The following is a 19,758-nucleotide window of genomic DNA, read 5'->3' on the forward strand; positions in this document are numbered from 1 at the left end:
CCTGCACCGGAGACCCAGATGAGCGTCGAATTCATCGGCATGATCCAGAGCCAGAAGCAGTCGGAAATCCACCCGCCGTCCGGCCCCGTGGTCGATCCCGACTACGTGCGCGACTTTGCGCGCGCCCACGAAACGGCCGGCTTCGACCGGATCCTCGTGCCGCATCACTCGACCGGTCCGTCGGCGACGCTGACGATCGCGTTCGCGGCCGCCGCGACCGAGCGCATCCACTTCATGCTCGCGCATCGCCCGGGCTTCACCGCGCCGACGCTTGCCGCGCGGCAGATCGCGACGCTCGACCAGTTCAGCCGCGGCCGGCTCGCCGTGCACTTCATCTCCGGCGGCTCGGACAGCGAGCAGCAGCGCGACGGCGATTTCCTCGACCACGACGCGCGTTATGCGCGTACCGACGAATACCTCGGCATCCTGCGGCGAATCTGGACCGAAGCGCAGCCGTTCGATCACGACGGCGCGCACTATCGGTTCAAGCAGGGTTTTTCGGAAGTGAAGCCGTTCCAGCAGCCGCATGTGCCGATCTACTTCGGCGGCGCGTCGGAAGCCGCGCTCGCGGTGGCCGGCAAGCACGCGGACGTCTACGCGCTGTGGGGCGAATCGCTCGACCAGGTGCGCGACCTGACGGCGCGCGTGCGCGCCGAAGCCGCTCGGCACGGCCGGCAGGTACGTTTCTCCGTATCGTTCCGCCCGATCCTCGCCGCGACCGAGGACGAAGCGTGGGCGCGCGCGCATCGCATCCTCGACGAAACGCGGCGGCTGCGCGAAGCGGCCGGCCTCGGCGCCGGCGGCCCGCAGCAGAGCGAAGGCGCGCGCCGCCTGCTCGCCGCGGCCGAACGCGGTTCGCGCGTCGACAAGCGGCTGTGGACCGAGATCGCGAAGCTCACCGGCGCACGTTCGAATTCGACGGCGCTCGTCGGTACGCCCGAACAGGTCGCCGATGCACTGCTCGACTACTACGACCTCGGCGTGACGACGTTCCTGATCCGCGGCTTCGATCCGCTCGAAGACGCGATCGACTACGGCCGCGAACTGATTCCGCGCGTGCGCAGCGCAGTCGCCGCACGCGACGCGGCACGGCGCGCCGCATGACGCCAACGGAGCCGCACGCCATGTCAGCCGTCCTCGCCACGCCCGTCCGTACCGCCTCGGGACTCGTGCTCGCCGACGCGCCGCGCCAGCATTTCTGGTTCGACCCGCCCGCACCGCGCATCGACGTCGCCGCCGAACGCCGCCACCGGCAGGAACGGCTCGCGGCCGCATTCCGCCTGTTCGCGCGCTACGGTTTCGCGTCCGGGCTCGCCGGTCACATCACCGCGCGCGATCCGGAACTGCCCGACCATTTCTGGGTGAATCCGCTCGGCGTGCATTTCTCGCAGATCAAGGTGTCCGACCTGCTGCTCGTCAACGCGCACGGCGAAACCGCGATCGGCACGCGGCCGCTGAACAAGGCCGCGTTCGCGATCCATGCGGCGATCCACGAAGCCCATCCGCACATCGTCGCCGCCGCGCACACGCATTCGACCTACGGCAAGGCGTGGTCGACGCTCGGCCGCCCGCTCGATCCGCTGACGCAGGACGCGTGCGTGTTCTACGAGGATCACGCGCTGTTCGACGACTTCACGGGGATGGTCGTCGACACGAGCGAAGGCGCGCGGATCGCGCACGCGCTTTCGAAGCCGGACGGCAGCACGCACAAGGGCGTGATCCTGAAGAACCACGGAATCCTGACGGCCGGCCCGACCGTCGAGGCCGCCGCGTGGTGGTACATCGCGCTCGACAACGCCGCGCACACGCAGTTGCTGGCCGAAGCGGCCGGCACGCCGCAGCCGATCGATCACGCGACCGCGCGCCACACGCACGGCCAGATCGGCGGCCCCGACGGCGCGCTGCATGCGTTCGACAGCCTGTTCGCGCGCGTCGTCGCCGACGAACCCGACCTGCTCGACTGAGCGCCTTTCCGCAAGACCGGAGACCAGACCATGACCCAACCCACCGCACCCGCGCCGGCCATCGCGCACGACGACAAACGCCGCCGGCTGCTGCGCGCGGCCGGCGCCGCCGCGCTCGCCGCGCCGGCGATCACGCTCGGCCGCAACGCATGGTCCGCGCCGCCACTGAAGAAGCTCACGTTCGCGTGGAACCAGAACGCGTTCTGCCTGACGCCGATCGTCGTCGCGCAGGAGCGCGGTTTCTTCGAGAAGAACGGCCTGAAGGTCGACCTGATCAACTACAGCGGGTCGACCGACCAGTTGCTCGAATCGATCGCGACCGGCAAGGCCGACGCGGCGGTCGGGATGATCCACCGCTGGCTGAAACCGCTCGAAGCCGGCTTCGACGTGAAGATCATCGGCAGCTCGCACGGCGGCTGCGTGCGGCTGGTCGGCGCGAAGGCGGCCGGCGTCACGACGCTGCAGGCGCTGAAGGGCAAGACGGTCGGCGTCAGCGATCTCGCCGCGCCCGGCAAGCATTTCTTCTCGATCCTGCTCGCGAAGAACGGCATCGATCCCGAGCGCGACATCACGTGGCGGCAGTATCCGGCCGACCTGCTCGGCGTCGCGGTCGACAAGGGCGAGATCCACGCGATCGCCGACGGCGACCCGAATCTCTTTCTGCTCGAGAAGCGCAGCAACGGCGCGTATACGGAACTCGCGACCAACCTGTCCGGCGAATACGCGCGCAAGGTGTGCTGCGTGATCGGCGCGCGCGGCGATCTCGTGCGCAACGACCGGCCGGCTGCCGCCGCGCTCGCGCGTTCGATCGTGCAGGCGACCGAGTACACGCACGACAACCCGAACGAAGCCGCGAAGGTGTTCGCGAAGTATTCGCCGAAGATCAGCCCCGACGACCTGCGCAAGCTGTACGCGACGCTCACCTACACGCATCACCCGACCAACGTCGACCTGCAGCAGGAAATCGCGTTCTATGCGGACGATTTCCGCCGCATCAGCGTGCTGAAGAAGAGCACGGACCCGCAGCGCTTCGCGCAGCAGGTCTATGCGAACGTGCTGGGGTGACGCGATGTCGACGATCGAACACGCGTCCCCCGCGCGCGCCGCATCGGCACCGGCCGGCGGCGCCGCTGCCTCCGCTGCCTCCGCTGCGTCCGCCCGCATCGCCTGCACGGCCTGCGAAGCCACGCTCGCCGCCGAGGCCCGCCGCGCACGCACCTGGCCGACCGGCATCGTCGCCGCACTCGCGTGGGCCGCGCTCGGCGCGCTCACGCAACTGTGGCCGAACCGCGTCGTCGGCTTCACCGACTGGGCATACACGGACACGTTCGGCACGGCGGCATGGACGATCGCCGCGTTGCTGCTCGTCGTCGCGACGCTCGGCCATTTCGTTCCCGCGACGCGCACGCGGCTCGCGCGCGTGCGTCCGGCCGGCCCGTGGCTCGTCGCGCTGCCGCTCGTGCTCGCCGCATGGGAAATCGTCACCGCGAAAACCGGCTGGCTGCCGACACCGTTCTTCGCGCCGCCGCAGGCGCTGATCGAGGTGTATGTCGACGACTGGCCGCGCCTGCTCGGCAGCGCCGGCAACACGCTGAAGCTGCTCGCGCTCGGGTTCGCGTACGGCGTCGCGGTCGGCTTTGCCGTCGGCGTATCGATCGGCTGGTCGCGCCGGATCGGCTACTGGGTGCATCCGGTGCTGCGCGTGCTCGGCCCCGTGCCGGCCACCGCGCTGCTGCCGCTCACGTTCTACTTCTTCCCGTCGAGCTATTCGGCCGCCGCGTTCCTGATCGCGCTGTCGACCGGCTTCCCGGTCGCCGTGCTGACGTGGTCGGGCGTCGCGAGCGTCAACAAGCAGTATTACGACGTCGCGCGCACGCTCGGCGCGAACGCGCGCTTCCTGGTGCTGCGCGTCGCGATTCCGGCCGCGCTGCCGCACGTGTTCGTCGGCATCTTCATGGGGTTGAGCGCATCGTTCACGGTGCTGGTCGTCGCCGAGATGATGGGCGTCAAGTCGGGGCTCGGCTGGTACCTGAGCTGGGCACAGGGCTGGGCATCGTACGTGAACATGTATGCGGCGCTGATCGTGATGGCGCTGCTGTTTTCCGGGCTGATCGCGCTGCTGTTCGCGGTGCGCGACCGCGTGCTCGCGTGGCAGAAAGGAACCGTCAAATGGTAAGCGCCGCCGTACTCGAACCGTCCGTTTCCGCTTCGCCCGCCGCTTCGTCCACCATCACGGCGCCGCGCGGCGCGCGCATCGACATCCGCCGCGTGAGCCATGCGTTCGACGGCCCCGGCGGCCCGCTGCCGGTGCTCGACGACGTCACGCTGTCGGTCGCGGCCGGCGAATTCGTCGCGCTGCTCGGCCCGAGCGGCTGCGGGAAATCGACGCTGCTGCGCCTCGTCGCGGGCCTCGACGCCGCACGGCAAGGCACGATCGCGCAGGACGGCGTACCGATAGAGCGCCCCGATCCGTCGCGCATCGTCGTGTTCCAGGACCCGACGCTGTACCCGTGGCGACGCGTGCGTGCGAACGTCGCGCTCGGCCTCGAAGCGCGCGGCGTGGCGCGTGTCGCGCAGCATCGCGTCGACGATGCGCTCGAACGCGTCGGGCTGCAGGAATTCTCGAACGTATTTCCGCATCAACTGTCCGGCGGGATGGCGCAGCGCGTCGCGCTCGCCCGTGCGCTCGTCAACGATCCGCGCCTGCTGATTCTCGACGAGCCGCTCGGCAAGCTCGATTCGCTGACGCGGCTCACGATGCAGGCTGAACTGACCGCGCTGTGGCAACGCGACGGGTTCTCCGCGCTGCTCGTCACGCACGATGTCGAGGAAGCGCTGTTTCTCGCGCAGCGCGTGATCGTGTTCGGGCCGCGTCCGGCACGAATCGTCGCCGAATTGCACGTCGACCTGCCCTACCCGCGCCATCGCGGCGACCCGCGCCTCGCGGAACTGCGCCACGACGCGCTGCGGCATCTCGGGCTGGATGCGAGCTGGTAGATGCAGGGTGCCGTTCGACGCTTGGCCTTTGCACGGCAAAGACGTGTGCGATGAACGCGCCGCCGTTCTCCGACTGGACACTCGCATTCCTGCAACTGCTGTATCGCGCGCAAATCGCATTGGCGCGCGTGCTGCATGCCGTCAGCCTGACCGGCGACGCCGACGGTCAGGCCGCATGGCCGTGGACACACCGGATCGCGCTCGAGACGCTGCGCATCGACGCGGGACTCACGCGACAACTCGCGTTCGCCTGTGCGGCGACGGTGCTGGCCGTCGTGCTCGCCTGCATCGCGCTCGCTTCGCGCAAACGGCGCTTCGCATCCGCGATCGCCGCGCTCGCCGTTGCATGGTTCGCACCGTGGCCGCCGTCGTCGCTGTGGCTCGCGCCCGCCGTGCCGACGAGTTTCCAGCGCGATCCCGCGCCGTTTTCGGTGACGAACGTGATGCGTGGCGCGCATCTGTATGCGCAACACTGCGCGGCCTGCCACGGCGCGGACGGCCGTGGCGAAGGCCCGCTCGCGGCCACGCTCGCGCACTGGCCGCCGACCTTTGCCGGCTCGCTGCTCGCCCGTCGCCTCGACGGCGAACTGTTCTGGCGCGTGCGCCACGGCACGCACGACGAACACGGCGCGCCGACGATGCCCGGCTTCGCCGCGACGCTCGGCCCGCAGGATACGTGGGCCGTGCTCGACTACCTGAAAGCGCTCTCTGCAGGCAGCGGCGCGCAGGCCGAAGGCGCGTGGCCCGTGCCCGTCCCGCTGCCGGCGCTCGACGTGCGTTGCGGCAGCGCCGCGCCGCAATCGCTCGATCGCTGGCGCGAAGGCCAGCGCGTGCGCATCGTCGCGCTCGCACCGGGCGTCGTGCCGCCGCCGGAAGACGCGCGCTGGCAAACCTTGCTCGTCACGGCACACGGCGCGGCCGTGCCGCCGGCAACCGGTACGCGTGCGAACTGCGTCGCGGCGACGCCCGATGCATGGCTCGCGTTCGCGACGATTGCCGGCGTCGCGCCCGACGCGTTCGGCGGCACGCAACTGCTCGCCGACCGGCGCGGCTGGCTGCGGGCGCGCGCGCTGCCGGGCAGCGCCGGCTGGTCGGATGCCGACCTGCTGTGTCGTTCCGATGCCGCTGCGCGGCCGGCCGCGGCCGCCGCGAACGGCGACCCGCTGACCGCGCTGCTGCTGCGCGTCGACGCGGAACCCGTACGCGACGTGCAGGCCGGGCTCCCGCACTGATTTCCCGAACCTCTCTTTCGATCGACCGAACTTCACGATGAATCCGACCCGACGCCATTTCCTCGCACAGGCGAGCGCCCTCGCCACGATCGCCGCGGCACCGGCCGCGCTGCGCGCGCAATCGGGCGCACGGCCGCTGCTGCGCGCCGGCGACCAGAAAGGCGGGCTGCGCGCGCTGCTCGAAGCGGCGGGCGAATTGAACGGCCTCGCGTACGACATCGCGTGGACCGAATTCCCGGCCGCCGCGCCGCTCGCCGAAGCGCTGAACGCGGCCGCCGTCGATTGCGGGCCGATCGGCGATGCGCCGGTAATCTTCGCGCTCGCGTCGGGCGCACGCATCAAGGTGATCGGCGCGAACCGTTCCGATCCATACGGCACGGCCGTGCTCGTGCGGCCCGACGCGGCGCTGAAAGGCGCGGCCGACCTGAAGGGCAAGCGCATCGGCACCACGCGCGGCTCGATCGGCCATTTCGTCACGTTGAAGGCGCTCGACGCGGCCGGCCTGCCGCCCGATGCAGTGTCGTTCCGCTTCCTGCCGCCGGCCGACACGATGCTTGCGCTCGCAACCGGATCGATCGACGCATGGGCGACGTGGGAGCCTTACACGGCGCTCGCCGAAACGAGCGGCCGCGCGCGCGTGCTCGTCAACGGCCGCGGGCTGTGGTCGGGCCTCAGCTATCTTGCGGCGACCGACGCCGCGATCGCGTCGAAGCGCGATGTGCTGCACGATTTCCTGCGGCGTGTCGTGCGCGCTCAGACCTGGTCGTACCGGCATGTCGACGCGTATTCCGCGGCGCTCGCACGCATCATCGGCATTCCACCGGCAGCCGCGAAGCTGCAGTTCGAGCGCCGCAACACGCGCTGGCTGCCGATCGATGCGACGGTGATCGCCGAACAGCAGCGCACGGCCGACTTCTATCTGAAGGCCGGGCTGCTGCGCCAGCCGCTCGACGTGCGCACGACCTTCGACGCGGGTTTCCCGCTCGCATGACCGGCCGCCCGGCGGTACGCAACCGCCCGAACGGCGTCGGCACGATCTGGCACAATCGCGCTTTGATCCTCCACGTCATTCGAAGCCAGCGCCATGCCAGCCATCAGCGAACTTTTCGTCTACCCGATCAAATCCTGCGCCGGCATCGCGCTGCCGCGTGCGCAACTGCTCGAAACGGGCCTCGCATACGACCGCCACTGGCTGATCACCGATCCCGACGGGCAGATGATCACGCAGCGCACGCACCCGCGCCTCGCGCTGATCCGCACCGCACTCGACAGCGATGCACTCGTGCTGAACGCGCCGGGCATGCGCGAGATCCGCACGCCGCTCGACAGCGACGTGACGCCCACCACGCCGAAAATGGCCGCGACCGTCTGGCGCGACACGGTCGATGCGATCGACACGGGCGCCGAAACGGCCGCATGGCTCACCGAATTCCTCGGCTTGCCCACCAGGCTCGCGCGCTTCGGGCCTGACGCACGCCGCGGCTGCAACCGCAAATGGACGGGCGAGATCGATACGCATACGCAGTTCGCGGACGGTTATCCGCTGCTCGTGATCGGCCAGTCGTCGCTCGACGACCTGAACGCGCGGCTCGCCGCGAAAGGCGCGCCGGCGATCCCGATGAACCGCTTCCGCCCGAACATCGTCGTGTCGGATCTCGATGCATACGAAGAGGATTTCGTCGAACACCTCGACACCGACGGCGCGACGCCGGTGCGGCTGCGCCTCGTGAAGCTGTGCACGCGCTGCCCGATGCCGACGATCGACCAGGTCACCGGCGCGCCCGATCCCGCGTGGCCGCACGAACCGACCGACACGATGCAGACCTATCGCGCGAACCCGAACTACGACGATGCGCTGACGTTCGGCATCAACGCGATCGTCGTGCGCGGCGCGGGGCGTTTTCTAGAGGTCGGGCAGGCGCTCGAAGCGGAGATCGGGTTCGGCGATTAGGAAATCGCGAACCCGCATGAGTAGCGCAAGGCGCTGAATCAAAAGGCGGCGCATGCGATCATTTACCGCAATGCGCCACCGGATTCGATTTCAGACAATGCGCCGATTGGTTTCTGCCGGAATCAAAATTCCGCAATCTTTGCGTCGCTCACCGTGATCTTTTCTTCCGGATTTTGGGGATCGACGCTCGTATAGTTGGCCGTTCCGGTTTTCGAAACCTGCGGAATAAGGGAAGACAAATCCAGCACCGGCCACAGTGCCGGCGGGATGCCATGATACTTGTTGATGGGGATGATCCCGCCGACGTAACCGTGCACGTGCAGCAAAAGCGACCGCACCGGAAGAACGGACGCGCTTTCCCCTTCCTTTAACGGGAAGTGGGTATAGGTTCCGCCGATCGTGATTCTGGTAACGTTGTTGGGCCGATGAGCCCAGATGATCGTGCCGGAGCCTTGCAGCGAACCCGAGCCTTGCGGATGATCGAATTCCGGGTGGAAAGCGGCGACAAAGTTGATGACCGGCGCATGTCCCTTTCCTGACGTGACCTGCCCACCGCTGATTCTGAATCGTTTGACGAAAATCTCCGGCAGAACTTCTTCATCGAGTGTCGTGGCCATGGCCTTGCCCTCACTTAGTTGTAGAAAATTACGATTCATCCCTGAATTACCGAGACGAAGCCGTTATTGAACGGCTGATTTAGCTTAGGTCGGGTAATTGGATTTTGTAGCTGTCACAAATATCAGCATGTCTTACGATTATAAAAACATTCAATTTTATTATTAAAGGTTTCGATTTTATCGAACTTCGCGGTTGCGCATAACAGCGCGATAACCACCTGCCCGCCGCATATCCACCGTCGTCCCGGGAAACACATTCCGAAATGTATTTCTAAAGGCTGATCGGCAGCGCCACCGTGACGATCAGCCCGCCGCCGGCCGCATCGGCAAGCGTCACGCTGCCCTGGTGCACGCGTGCGATCTCCCGCACGATCGACAGCCCGAGCCCCGTCCCTTCGACCGTCTGCGTCTTGCTGCCGCGATGGAAGCGCTCGAACACCGCGTCGCGCTCGTTTTCTGGAATCCCCGGCCCGTTGTCGATCACATCGAGCCGCGCGTGCTCGCCGTCGCGCGACACGCGCACCGTGATCACCGCGCGGTCGCCCGCATAGCGGATCGCGTTGTCGATCAGGTTGCCGATCATTTCGCCGAGCAGGTCGGACTGCCCGTGCACGTCGATATCGGCCTCGTGCTCGAAGCCGAGATCGATGTCGCGCGCGCGTGCGACAGGCGACCAGTCGAGCGTCACGCTGCGCGCGAGCCGGTGCAGCGCGACCGGCTTGTGCGCGACCGCATGGCCGCTGTCCGAATCGAGCCGCGACAGCGACAGCAGTTGCTGGACGATCTTCGCGGCCTGCCGCACCGCGCCGTTCGCGCGCCGCAGGTGACCGTTCGCGCGTGGCTGCTCTTCGGGCCGCAGCGCAAGCTCGACACCGGCCTGCACGGCCGCAAGCGGCGTCTTCAGTTGATGGGCCGCGTCCGCGAAGAAGCGGCGCCGCGCGACCTGCATCCGCTGCGTGCGGCCGATGTACTGGTTGATCGAATCGACGAGCGGCGCAAGCTCGCTCGGCATCGCGCCGGTGTCGAGCGGCGTCGGATCGTCCTCGCTGCGCGCGGCGACTGTCGCCGACAGCCGGTTCAGCGGCCGCAGCCCGCGCCCGACGCCGAGCCACACGATGCCGAGCGCCAGCACGACGAGCAACCCTTCCTGCAGCAGCGAACCCACCAGGATTTCGCGCGCAAGCGCCTGGCGCGCCTCGATCGTCTCGCCGACCATCACCCACACGATGCGCGACTGCGCGGTCGGCACGTCGTGCACGGGGATGCGCAGCGCGGCCATCCGCAACTGCTCGCCGCGATAGACGACGTCGTAGTAGCGCGTGACGAACAGCGCGCCGTCGCCCGCGTCGCGCCCCTGCGGCAGCGGCAGGTCCGGGTAGCCGGTGATGGTGTGGCCGTTGTCCTCGCGAATCAGGTAGTAGATCTTGCCGCCGTCGCTCGATTCGAGCATTTCGAGCGCGAGATACGGCAGGTCGACCTCGATCTCGCCGTCGTTGAGCCGCACGCCTTCGCGGATCGACTTCAGCGACGACGACAGCGTGCGGTCGAACGCGACATGCGCGGCGCTCATCGCGCGCTGGTACGTGAGCCACGAGTCGAGCGCGAGCAGGCCGAGCAGCGGCAGCAGCAGCCACAACGCGACCTGGGTGCGCAGGTTCGGGCGGGTCACCATGCTTCCCGCCGGGCCGGCCCGAGGAAGGCATGCGCCTCCTTGGGGGGCAGCGAACGCCAGTGAGCGTGGGGGTCGTAACTCATACTGCCTTCGCTTCGAGTAGATACCCGAGCCCGCGCAGCGTGACGATCGCGACGCCCGTGTTCTCGAGCTTCTTCCGCAGCCGGTACACGTAGATCTCGATCGCGTCGGCGTTGACCGACTCGTCGAGCCCGAAGATCTTCTCCGACAGCGTTTCCTTGTTGATCGCACGGCCGTTGCGCAGGATCAGCACCTCGAGCACCGAGCGCTCGCGCGGCGTGAGCGACAGCGGCTCGCCCGCGAGGTGGAAGCTGCGGTCGATACTGTCATACGAAAGCGGGCCGCATTCGACGCGCGAATGCTCGTGGCCGAGGCTGCGCCGGATCAGCGCGCGGGCGCGCGCTTCCAGTTCGGTCAGCTCGAACGGCTTCGCGAGATAGTCGTCGGCGCCGAGATCGAGCCCCTTCACGCGGTCCTCGACCGACCCGTGCGCGGTGAGGATCAGCACCGGCACCGGATTGCGCCGCGCGCGCAGCCGCCGCAGCACCTCCAGCCCGTCGAGCTTCGGCAGCCCGAGATCGAGGATCACCAGCGCGTAATCCTGAGTGCGCAGCACGTGGTCCGCCGCCTCCCCGTCCGCCATGTGATCGACCGCGAAGCGCGCGGCGCTCAGCGCGTCATTCAGCGACTGGGCCAGGTTCGGATTGTCTTCGACGAGCAGCACACGCATGGGGATTCCGGTAAGGTCAGCGACAGGCCGCTACATTACATGATCCTTTCCATGTCGACGTCTCGCGGAAACACCGGTTGCGCCGCCGGCGCAAGCCCGTATCACCCGGCCTGCCCGATCTGCGCTCACCGCTCGGCGGCCGGCAGGCTCTCCGTGGCAAAGCGTCGGCCGTCGGCGGCGCTCCGCTCGCGAAGGCCGACCACCACCACCAGGAACGCGACGCTCGAGCAGACGGTGACAAGAATCATCGGGCGGGCGGTGCCGTCCGACAGCCATGCCAGTACGCCGCCGCACGTGGCTGTGATCGCCATCTGGATAAAGAAGAAGAGCCCGGACGCCGTGCCGGCGATCTTCGTATACGGCTGCATCACCGCGAACTGGCACGCCGGAATCGCGATCCCGACGGCAATCATCACGACGAACATCGGCACGACGAGGGCCGCGACCGCCGTGGGGGCGATCGCCCCGCAGCCCCACAGCGCGGCGGCGCCGACCAGATTGACGACCGCTGCCGCCGCGATGACCGAATCGGCTTTCCAGCGGCCGCTGGTCCGCGCGAATACGCTCGAGCCGATCAGGTAGCCGAGCACGGTCAGGCCGAAGATCGCGGCATACACCGGGCCGGATACGCCCCGTTGCCGCTGGAACAGCGTCGACGATTCCGCGATGAACGGGTAGTACGTGCAGTACGCGAAACTGATGGCGAGCGAGTAGCGCAGGAAACGGCGCTCGCGCAGCAGGCCGGCATACGTCCGCAGGAGCCCGCGGCCCGGCGCCGGCCGCACGTCGTATTCGCGGGTCTCGGGCAGGTAGCGCAGCACCATCGCCGTCGCGACCAACCCGCCTGCCGCCAGCAATCCGAACACACCGCGCCATCCGAGCCACTCGGCAACTGCGCTGCCGGCCAGCGGCGCAATCACCGGCGACAGCGCCATGCCGGCCGAAATGCGGCCGAGCATCGTGGCCTGCATGGCGGTCGGGAAGCGCTCGCGCACGATCACCCTGCCGATCACCGTTCCGCTGCAGCCGCCCAACGCCTGGAAGATGCGCGCGGCGACGATCGCCGTGATGCTGGCCGACCACGCGCAGGCGACGCTCGCGACCACGTAGAGACACAGGCCGCCGAGCAGGACGGGACGGCGTCCGTAGCGGTCGGACAACGGCCCCGACACCAGCATCGACAGCGCATAGCCGACCATGTAGAGGGTCAGCGTGAGCTGCAACTGGGCGTCGGTGCCGTGCAGCGCATCAGCCATCACGGGCAGCGACGGCAGGTACGCATCGATCGTGACTCGCGGCAGGCACACGACGAGCATCAACAGGAACAGCCAGCCCCACTGGGGCAAGGAACGCGTCTTCATGCGGTGAGTCCGTCTCCGGTCGGGTGGGTGTGGTCGACAGCAATCTAAGAGGAAAGTGATATAAGCTGAAGGGCCATTAAATCGACTATCCGCTAGACCACTATGTCGCGAGGCAAAGCCGCGATTCCGCTTGATCTGCCGCGCCCCGCGGGGCTGTCGACCGGCAGCCCGCAGTCGAAGCAGGCGTGCATTGCCGACGCGATTCGCGACGCGATCCTGAAGCGCCTGCTTCCCGGCGACGGCCCGCTGCCGTCCAGCCGGACCCTTGCCGCACGCTGGGGCGTCGCAAGGGGAACCGTCGAAGCGGCGTACGACCTGCTGTGCTCCGAGGGCTACATCGCACGCACGCGCGGCTCCGGGTCGCGGGTCTGCGCGGTGGTGCCGGACAGCTATCTGCGCGCGGCCGGGCAGTCGCGCGACGGCAGCCCCCACCGCCCCGACACGCCCCGCGCGCCGGCCGGCGCGACCGATGCGGCCGCGCCGGAACATGGCGTGCGCCCCGGCGTCCCGTTCGTCGCGCGCCTCGCCGATCCCGGCCTGCTGCCGATGCAGCAATGGAAGAAGGCGCTCGGCGCAAGCCTGCTTGCCGCGACGGCAAACGACCTCGGGGCAACGCCTGCGCAAGGCGTCGAAAGCCTGCGCGCCGAAATCGCCGCGTACCTGCGGGAATACCGCGGCATCCCGTGCGACGCCGGCGACATTTTCATCACGACCGGCATCCGGCATTCGATCGATCTCGTCGCGCGAACGCTGCTTACGCCCGGCTCGACGGTGCTGATGGAAGATCCCGGCTATGCGTCGGCCTGGCAGATTTTCACGATGGCCGGTGCGACCGTGATCGACGTGCCGGTCGATCGCGAAGGGATCGATACCGCGTCCCTGAATCGGCATCCCGGCGCGCGCGTCGCGTACGTGACGCCCGCCCATCAGGCGCCGCTCGGCGTCACGATGCCGGTGTCGCGCCGGCTCGAACTGCTCGACTGGGCGCAGCGCAACCGTGCGTGGATCATCGAAGACGACTACGACGGCGAATTCAGTTACCAGACCGCTCCGCTGCCGGCGCTGAAATCGCTCGACACCTGCGATCGCGTGATCTACTGCGGCTCGTTCAACAAGACGCTGTTCTCGGGGCTGCGCATCGGCTTCATGGTCGTGCCGGCGGAACTGCGGCCGATGCTGTCGGCCGTGTGGCATGCGACCGCGCGCTCCGTCGGCGTGGCGCCCCAGCTCGCGCTGGCCCGCTTCATCGCGCAAGGCGATTTTGCGAAGCACCTGCGCGCCAGCCGCCACGCGTACCGTCAGCGGCGCGACATCGTGCTCGACCAGTTGGCGAAGCACGCCGGCGGGCAGTACACGGTGTCCGGCGAGCACGCGGGATTTCATTTCGTGCTGTGGTTGCCGCCCGGGATGGACGACGCATCGTACGTCGCGCAGGCCCGCGCGGCTGGCATCGCGTTGCAGACGATCCGCGGATTCTGCCGAAGCGCCGAGTGCGAAGCGGGCGTCGTCGTCGGGTATTCGGCGCTGACGGCCGCGCACGCGCGGCATGGCGGCCGGATCCTCGGCAAGCTGCTGGCGCAACCCGCATAACCGTCATCGCCGCGTCCCGCGGCGACTCCCCCCCTCCCATCAAACCGCCCCGCGCGCCGCAAAAACCGCGGCCTCCGTCGTTTCGACCTCGGGAAATCCATGACATAAAGGACGCGATTGTGAACGGAAATGAAAGCAGGCTGAAAGTGCCTCGCAATTAACATCCGCGTCACTCGAACAACATCAATGCGTAACTGGAGGAAGACATGCCGTTTGCACCGAAGCACCTCGCCGCCGCGCTGGCGATCGTCCTGGGCACTGCCGCCGGCAGCGCCGTCGCGCAAGTCCCGGCCGGGTATCAGGGTAACTACCAGAGCGTGATCGACGCCGCGAAGAAGGAAGGCAAGCTGATCGTCTACTCGACGACCGACACGGGCCTCGTGCGTCCGCTGATCAAGGACTTCGAAAGCCTGTACGGCGTGAAGGTCGAGTACAACGACATGAACAGCACGGAGCTGTACAACCGCTACATCAGCGAGAACGCGGCGAGCAGCACCAGCGCCGACGTGCTGTGGAGCGCGGCGATGGACCTGCAGGTGAAGCTCGTCAACGACGGCCTGATGGCGTCCTACGATTCGCCCGAAAGCGCGAACGTGCCGCAGTGGGCGCAATACCAGAAGCAGGCGTACGGCACGACGTTCGAGCCGCTCGCGATCGTCTACAACAAGCGCCTGATTCCCGAAAACGAAGTGCCGAAAACGCGCGCCGACCTGATCAAGCTGCTCACGTCGCAACCCGACAAGTTCAAGGGCAAGGTCACGACCTACGACGTCGAGAAATCGGGCGTCGGCTTCAACGCGCTGACGCAGGACGCGCACCTGAACGAGAAGGTCACGTGGGAGCTCGTGAAGGCGATCGGCGCGACCGGCCCGAAGCTGCAGTCGAGCACGGGCGCGATGATGGAGCGGATCTCGTCGGGCGAGAACCTGATCGGCTACAACATCATCGGTTCGTACGCGTACGCGAAAGCGAAGAAGGACAAGTCGATCGGCTACGTGTTTCCGAAGGACTACACACAGATCGTGAGCCGCCTCGCGACGATCTCGAAGAAGTCGAAGAACCCGAACGCCGCGAAGCTGTGGGTCGACTACCTGCTGTCGAAGCGCGGCCAGACGTTGATCGCGGACCAGGCGAACCTGTATGCGATCCGCACGGACGTCACGGGCGAAACGTCGGCCGCGAGCCTGACGAAGGAGCTCGGCGATTCATTGAAGCCGATCCAGATCGGCACCGGCCTGCTCGTCTATCTCGACCAGTCGAAGCGCCTTGCCTTCCTGAAGCAATGGCAGCAGGCGATCAAGCGCTGATCCGCTGACTGCCGGCCGCCCGCCGCGCATCGCGCGGGCGGCCGCTTCCCCTTACCGACTTCCTAGAGGCGGCCATCCGGATGGCCGCAGGGGCGAACTCATGCTTTCAACCAGCACACGCTCAACGGCGCCGGCCGTTGCGCCCACCACCGGCCAGCGCGGCGCGATTCCCCCGCTGCCGGTCAACAGCCTGCAGCCGCTTGCCGGCATGCTGCGCTGGATCGTCGTCGCGGTACTGACCATCGCAGTCGCGCTGCCGCTCGGCTTCATCCTGTTCCAGAGCCTGTTGTCCGCGCCGTTCTTCGACGCGAACAAGACGCTCGGCATCGAAGGTTTCCGCTTCATCTTCAGCGATCCCGATTTCTGGTCGGCCGTGAAGAACTCGTTCATCATCGCCGGCGGGATGCTGTTCATCTCGATCCCGCTCGGCGGCATCCTCGCGTTCCTGATGGTGCGCACCGACCTGCCCGGCCGCCGCTGGCTCGAACCGCTGCTGCTCACGCCCGTGTTCGTGTCGCCGATGGTGCTCGCGTTCGGCTACGTGGTCGCGGCCGGCCCGGTCGGTTTCTACTCGGTGTGGTTCAAGGAACTGTTCGGGGTGCAAAACGTGCCCTGGAACGTCTATTCGATCTTCGCGATCACGGTGATCGTCGGCCTCACGCACGTGCCGCACGTGTATCTGTATTCGTCGGCCGCGCTGCGCAACCTCGGCTCGGATGTCGAGGAAGCCGCGCGCGTGACGGGCGCCCGTCCGTTCCGCGTCGCGCTCGACGTGAGCCTGCCGATGACGATGCCCGCGCTGCTGTTCGCTGGCGTGCTCGTGTTCTTCCTCGGTTTCGAGGTGTTCGGGCTGCCGCTCGTGCTCGGCGATCCGGAAGGCCACCTCGTGCTCGCGACCTATCTGTACAAGCTGACCAACAAGCTCGGCGTGCCGTCGTATCACCTGATGGCCGCGGTCGCGGTGTGCATCGTCGCGATCACGTTCCCGCTCGTGCTGCTGCAGCGCCGCCTGCTGAAAACGGCGAACCGCTTCGTCACGGTGAAGGGCAAGGCCGGCCGCGCAACGGTGCTGCCGCTCGGCGTGTGGCGCTGGGTCGCGCTCGCGATCGTCGCGCTGTGGCTGATGCTGACCGTGATCGTGCCGATCTCGGGCATCGTGCTGCGCGCGTTCGTGACCAACTGGGGAGAAGGCGTCGCGCTCGCCGAAGTGCTGACGCTGTCGAACTTCATCGAGCTGTTCGAACAGGACAACCTGGTGCGCGCGATCGTCAACACGCTCGGCATCGGCGTGATCGGCGGTGCGCTCGCGGTCGGCTTCTACTCGCTCGTCGCATTCGCCGGCCACCGCCGCCCCGACTGGGCGACCAAGCTGCTCGACTATCTGGTGCTGCTGCCGCGCGCGGTGCCGGGCCTGCTCGCCGGTCTCGCGTTCCTGTGGATCTTCCTGTTCGTCCCCGGCCTGCGCGAGCTGAAGAACTCGATGTGGAGCATCTGGATCGCGTACACGGTCGTATGGCTCGCGTACGGGATGCGGCTCATCCAGAGCGCGCTGCTGCAGGTCGGCCCCGAGCTCGAGGAAGCCGGCCGCAGCGTCGGCGCGACGCGCAGCCGCGTGTCGCTCGACGTGACGCTGCCGCTCGTGCGCTTCGGTCTGCTCGCCGCGTGGCTGCTGATCTTCATGATCTTCGAGCGCGAATACTCGACGGCCGTCTACCTGCTGTCGCCCGGCACCGAAGTGATCGGCGCGCTGCTCGTGTCGCTGTGGGCGACCGGCGCCGTCGACCAGGTCGCCGCGCTTTCTGTCATCAACATCGCGATGGTCGGCGCCGGTCTCGGCGTGGCCCTGCGTTTCGGAGTGAAACTTCATGGATAAGCTCATCGTCGACGATCTGCATCTCAGCTACGGCGCCAATCCGATCCTCAAGGGCGTGTCGTTCGAACTGAAGGCCGGCGAAGTCGTGTGCCTGCTCGGCGCATCGGGCAGCGGCAAGACCACGCTGCTGCGCGCGGTGGCCGGCCTCGAACAGCCGTCCGACGGCCGCATCCAGCTCGACGACCGCGTATTCTTCGACGGCGCGAAGCGCGTCGACCTGCCCGTCGAGCAGCGCTCGCTCGGCCTCGTGTTCCAGTCGTACGCGCTGTGGCCGCACCGCACCGTCGCCGAGAACGTCGGTTACGGGCTGAAGCTGCGTCGCGTCGCACCCGCCGAACAGAAGCGCCGCGTGCAGACCGCGCTCGACCAGCTCGGCCTCGGTCATCTCGCGGAACGCTTTCCGCATCAGCTGTCGGGCGGCCAGCAGCAGCGCGTCGCGATCGCGCGCGCGCTCGTCTACAACCCGCCGGTGATCCTGCTCGACGAGCCGCTGTCGAACCTCGACGCGAAGCTGCGCGAGGAAGCGCGTGCGTGGCTGCGCGAGCTGATCGTGTCGCTCGGGCTGTCGGCACTGTGCGTGACGCACGACCAGACCGAGGCGATGGCGATGTCCGACCGCATCCTGCTGCTGCGCAACGGCCGCATCGAGCAGGAAGGCACGCCGGCCGAGCTGTACGGCGCGCCGCGCTCGCTGTACACGGCCGAGTTCATGGGCAGCAACAACCGGATCGATGCGCGCGTCGCTGCGATCGACGGCGAATGCGTGACGCTCGAAGGCGACGGCTGGGAGCTGCGCGCGATGGCGCGCGACACGTTCGCGCCGGGCCAGGACGCGCAGGCCGTGATCCGCCTCGAACGCGTGCAGGTCGCCGACGGCCCTGGCGCGAACCGGCTGCAGGCCGACCTCGTCACGTCGATGTATCTCGGCGACCGCTGGGAATACCTGTTCCATTGCGGCGACATGCGCCTGCGCGCGTTCGGCCACGTGCCGCGCGCGGCCGGCAAGCACTGGCTCGAATTCCCGACCAACGACTGCTGGGCGTTCGCGAAAGCGGGCTGACCCGATCGCGGCGGCCCGCGCGCCGCCGCGCCTGCACGCCGCACGCCGCGCGCATCGCGTCATGCGACGACATGCAGGTCAGGCGGACGTCTTGCGGCGCCCGCCACGGCCCGTTGCGCGCAGCACCTGTTTCACCCAACCCACAAGAACCAAGGAGACACCGTCAATGAAGTCACGCGCAGAACGTTCGATTCGCACAGTAGTCCTCACGAGCTCGGCCGCCGCGGCCTGCATCGCCGCGCCCGCCGCGCACGCGCAGTCGTCCGTCACGATGTACGGGATCATGGATGCCGGCATCGAATACACGAACCACGCGGCGCCGCAGGGCGGCAACTCGTTCAAGCTGAAGTCCGGCAACAAGAACACGTCGCGCTGGGGCCTGCGCGGCGTCGAGGATCTCGGCGGCGGGCTGAAGGCAATCTTCCGCCTCGAAAGCGGGATCGATCTCGCGAACGGCGCCTTCGACGACGGCCCCGACTCGATCTTCGCGCGCCGCGCGACGGTCGGCCTGAAAGGCAAATGGGGCGAGCTGTCGCTCGGCCGCAACTTCACCGTCACCTACGACTACATGCTGCCGTTCGATCCGATGGGTTACGCGCAGAACTACTCGTGGGCGACCTCGTCGATGGCGACGGGCGGCCGCAAGGACGGCCTGTTCACGCGCTCGTCGAATGCGGTGCGCTACGACGGCGAATTCAGCGGCTTCAAGTTCGGCGCGCTGTACGGCTTCGGCAACGTGCCGGGCAGCGTGAAGACCAGCTCGAAATACGATTTCGCGCTCGGCTACGAGACCGGCCCGTTCGCGGCAGCGGTCACGTTCGACCGGCAGAACGGCGCGGCCGACAGCGTCATGCCGGCCGATACGGTCAACTACATCCAGGGCATCCACGCGGGCCTGAGCTACGACTTCGGCAACCTGAAGACGATGGCCGGTTACCGCAATTACAAACGCACGTTCCGCACGACGGCGGCGAACCAGTTGAGCGACATGGTCTGGGTCGGCGGGTCGTACCAGTTCACGCCGACGTTCTCGCTGATCGCGGCCGTCTATCACCAGAACATCAAGGGCGGCACCGACGCCGATCCGACGCTGGTGTCGCTGCGCGCGCAGTACGCGCTGTCGAAGCGCACGGTGCTGTACGCGGCCGGCGCGTTCGCGATCGCGAAGCACGATCAGAAGGTCGGCGTGTCGCGCGACGTCAACGGTTATGGCACGACGCAGGTCGGCGTGACGGCGGGGATTCAGCAGCGGTTCTGAGCCCGACGCGGCGGGTGTCCGCGGGCGTCTGCCGCCCGCGGCCGCCCTGCTTTCCCCCCACGCGCGGCGGCATCGCGACGGATGGCCGGTCGTCGCCGCGCGGCTCGTTCATCGCGCTACGACCG

Annotated in this window: 17 protein-coding genes; 13 read left to right on the forward strand and 4 right to left on the reverse strand. The window is 67.9% G+C overall.

What is annotated here, in order from left to right; translation table 11 throughout:
- Positions 1–18: 18 nt before the first annotated feature.
- The 8 genes from AC3WLY_RS12655 to AC3WLY_RS12690 all read left to right on the forward strand — a co-directional run bounded on the left by AC3WLY_RS12655 (position 19) and on the right by AC3WLY_RS12690 (position 8,144).
- Positions 19–1,104 carry an LLM class flavin-dependent oxidoreductase gene (locus tag AC3WLY_RS12655; RefSeq protein ID WP_492308285.1) on the forward strand — a complete coding sequence of 362 codons (1,086 nt, stop codon included), beginning with the start codon at positions 19–21 and terminating at the stop codon, positions 1,102–1,104.
- Positions 1,105–1,124: 20 nt separating this feature from the next.
- On the forward strand, positions 1,125–1,964 hold the full coding sequence (locus AC3WLY_RS12660) for a class II aldolase/adducin family protein (RefSeq protein ID WP_175959006.1): 840 nt from the start codon (positions 1,125–1,127) through the stop codon (positions 1,962–1,964).
- 30 nt (positions 1,965–1,994) lie between these two features.
- Positions 1,995–3,029 (forward strand): ABC transporter substrate-binding protein, encoded by a 1,035-nt coding sequence (locus AC3WLY_RS12665; protein WP_492308284.1) that lies wholly within the window; start codon positions 1,995–1,997, stop codon positions 3,027–3,029.
- Between the two features lie 4 nt (positions 3,030–3,033).
- Complete coding sequence (locus AC3WLY_RS12670; protein WP_492308283.1) at positions 3,034–4,140, forward strand: ABC transporter permease; 1,107 nt, start codon at positions 3,034–3,036, stop codon at positions 4,138–4,140.
- Positions 4,134–4,961 (forward strand): ABC transporter ATP-binding protein, encoded by an 828-nt coding sequence (locus AC3WLY_RS12675; RefSeq protein ID WP_072436681.1) that lies wholly within the window; start codon positions 4,134–4,136, stop codon positions 4,959–4,961. The genes AC3WLY_RS12670 and AC3WLY_RS12675 overlap by 7 nt, the downstream gene beginning before the upstream one ends.
- 50 nt (positions 4,962–5,011) lie before the next feature.
- Positions 5,012–6,193 (forward strand): c-type cytochrome, encoded by a 1,182-nt coding sequence (locus AC3WLY_RS12680; RefSeq protein ID WP_492308282.1) that lies wholly within the window; start codon positions 5,012–5,014, stop codon positions 6,191–6,193.
- A gap of 37 nt (positions 6,194–6,230) precedes the next feature.
- Positions 6,231–7,184 (forward strand): ABC transporter substrate-binding protein, encoded by a 954-nt coding sequence (locus tag AC3WLY_RS12685; RefSeq protein ID WP_310139775.1) that lies wholly within the window; start codon positions 6,231–6,233, stop codon positions 7,182–7,184.
- A gap of 93 nt (positions 7,185–7,277) precedes the next feature.
- Positions 7,278–8,144, forward strand: coding sequence for an MOSC domain-containing protein (locus tag AC3WLY_RS12690; protein ID WP_492308281.1), 867 nt, complete (start codon positions 7,278–7,280; stop codon positions 8,142–8,144).
- A gap of 122 nt (positions 8,145–8,266) precedes the next feature.
- Here the strand turns inward: AC3WLY_RS12690 and AC3WLY_RS12695 are convergent, their stop codons facing one another.
- From AC3WLY_RS12695 to AC3WLY_RS12710, 4 genes are all read right to left on the reverse strand, one after another.
- The gene (locus AC3WLY_RS12695; protein WP_175959000.1) at positions 8,267–8,761 is read right to left on the reverse strand and encodes a hypothetical protein; all 495 of its coding nucleotides are present in this window, start codon (positions 8,759–8,761) and stop codon (positions 8,267–8,269) included.
- Positions 8,762–9,032: 271 nt separating this feature from the next.
- Positions 9,033–10,433 (reverse strand): sensor histidine kinase, encoded by a 1,401-nt coding sequence (locus AC3WLY_RS12700; protein WP_310139767.1) that lies wholly within the window; start codon positions 10,431–10,433, stop codon positions 9,033–9,035.
- Between the two features lie 79 nt (positions 10,434–10,512).
- Positions 10,513–11,184 carry a response regulator gene (locus AC3WLY_RS12705; RefSeq protein ID WP_047903423.1) on the reverse strand — a complete coding sequence of 224 codons (672 nt, stop codon included), beginning with the start codon at positions 11,182–11,184 and terminating at the stop codon, positions 10,513–10,515.
- A gap of 125 nt (positions 11,185–11,309) precedes the next feature.
- Positions 11,310–12,545, reverse strand: coding sequence for a multidrug effflux MFS transporter (locus AC3WLY_RS12710; RefSeq protein ID WP_492308280.1), 1,236 nt, complete (start codon positions 12,543–12,545; stop codon positions 11,310–11,312).
- A gap of 102 nt (positions 12,546–12,647) precedes the next feature.
- Between AC3WLY_RS12710 and pdxR the strand changes: the two genes are divergently transcribed.
- The 5 genes from pdxR (at position 12,648) to AC3WLY_RS12735 (ending at position 19,633) form a co-directional block, all read left to right on the forward strand.
- Positions 12,648–14,135 carry a MocR-like pyridoxine biosynthesis transcription factor PdxR gene (pdxR, locus tag AC3WLY_RS12715; RefSeq protein WP_492308279.1) on the forward strand — a complete coding sequence of 496 codons (1,488 nt, stop codon included), beginning with the start codon at positions 12,648–12,650 and terminating at the stop codon, positions 14,133–14,135.
- Positions 14,136–14,341: 206 nt separating this feature from the next.
- Positions 14,342–15,442: an ABC transporter substrate-binding protein gene (locus AC3WLY_RS12720; protein ID WP_175958998.1), complete on the forward strand. Its 1,101-nt coding sequence runs from the start codon at positions 14,342–14,344 to the stop codon at positions 15,440–15,442.
- Positions 15,443–15,542: 100 nt separating this feature from the next.
- Complete coding sequence (locus AC3WLY_RS12725; protein ID WP_175958997.1) at positions 15,543–17,315, forward strand: ABC transporter permease; 1,773 nt, start codon at positions 15,543–15,545, stop codon at positions 17,313–17,315.
- Complete coding sequence (locus AC3WLY_RS12730; RefSeq protein ID WP_175958996.1) at positions 17,308–18,375, forward strand: ABC transporter ATP-binding protein; 1,068 nt, start codon at positions 17,308–17,310, stop codon at positions 18,373–18,375. Before AC3WLY_RS12725 ends, AC3WLY_RS12730 begins: the two co-directional genes overlap by 8 nt.
- Positions 18,376–18,541: 166 nt before the next feature.
- Positions 18,542–19,633: a porin gene (locus AC3WLY_RS12735; RefSeq protein ID WP_492308278.1), complete on the forward strand. Its 1,092-nt coding sequence runs from the start codon at positions 18,542–18,544 to the stop codon at positions 19,631–19,633.
- Positions 19,634–19,758: the final 125 nt, after the last annotated feature.

It is taken from the genome of Burkholderia sp. FW306-1C-G01B, assembly GCF_058781685.1.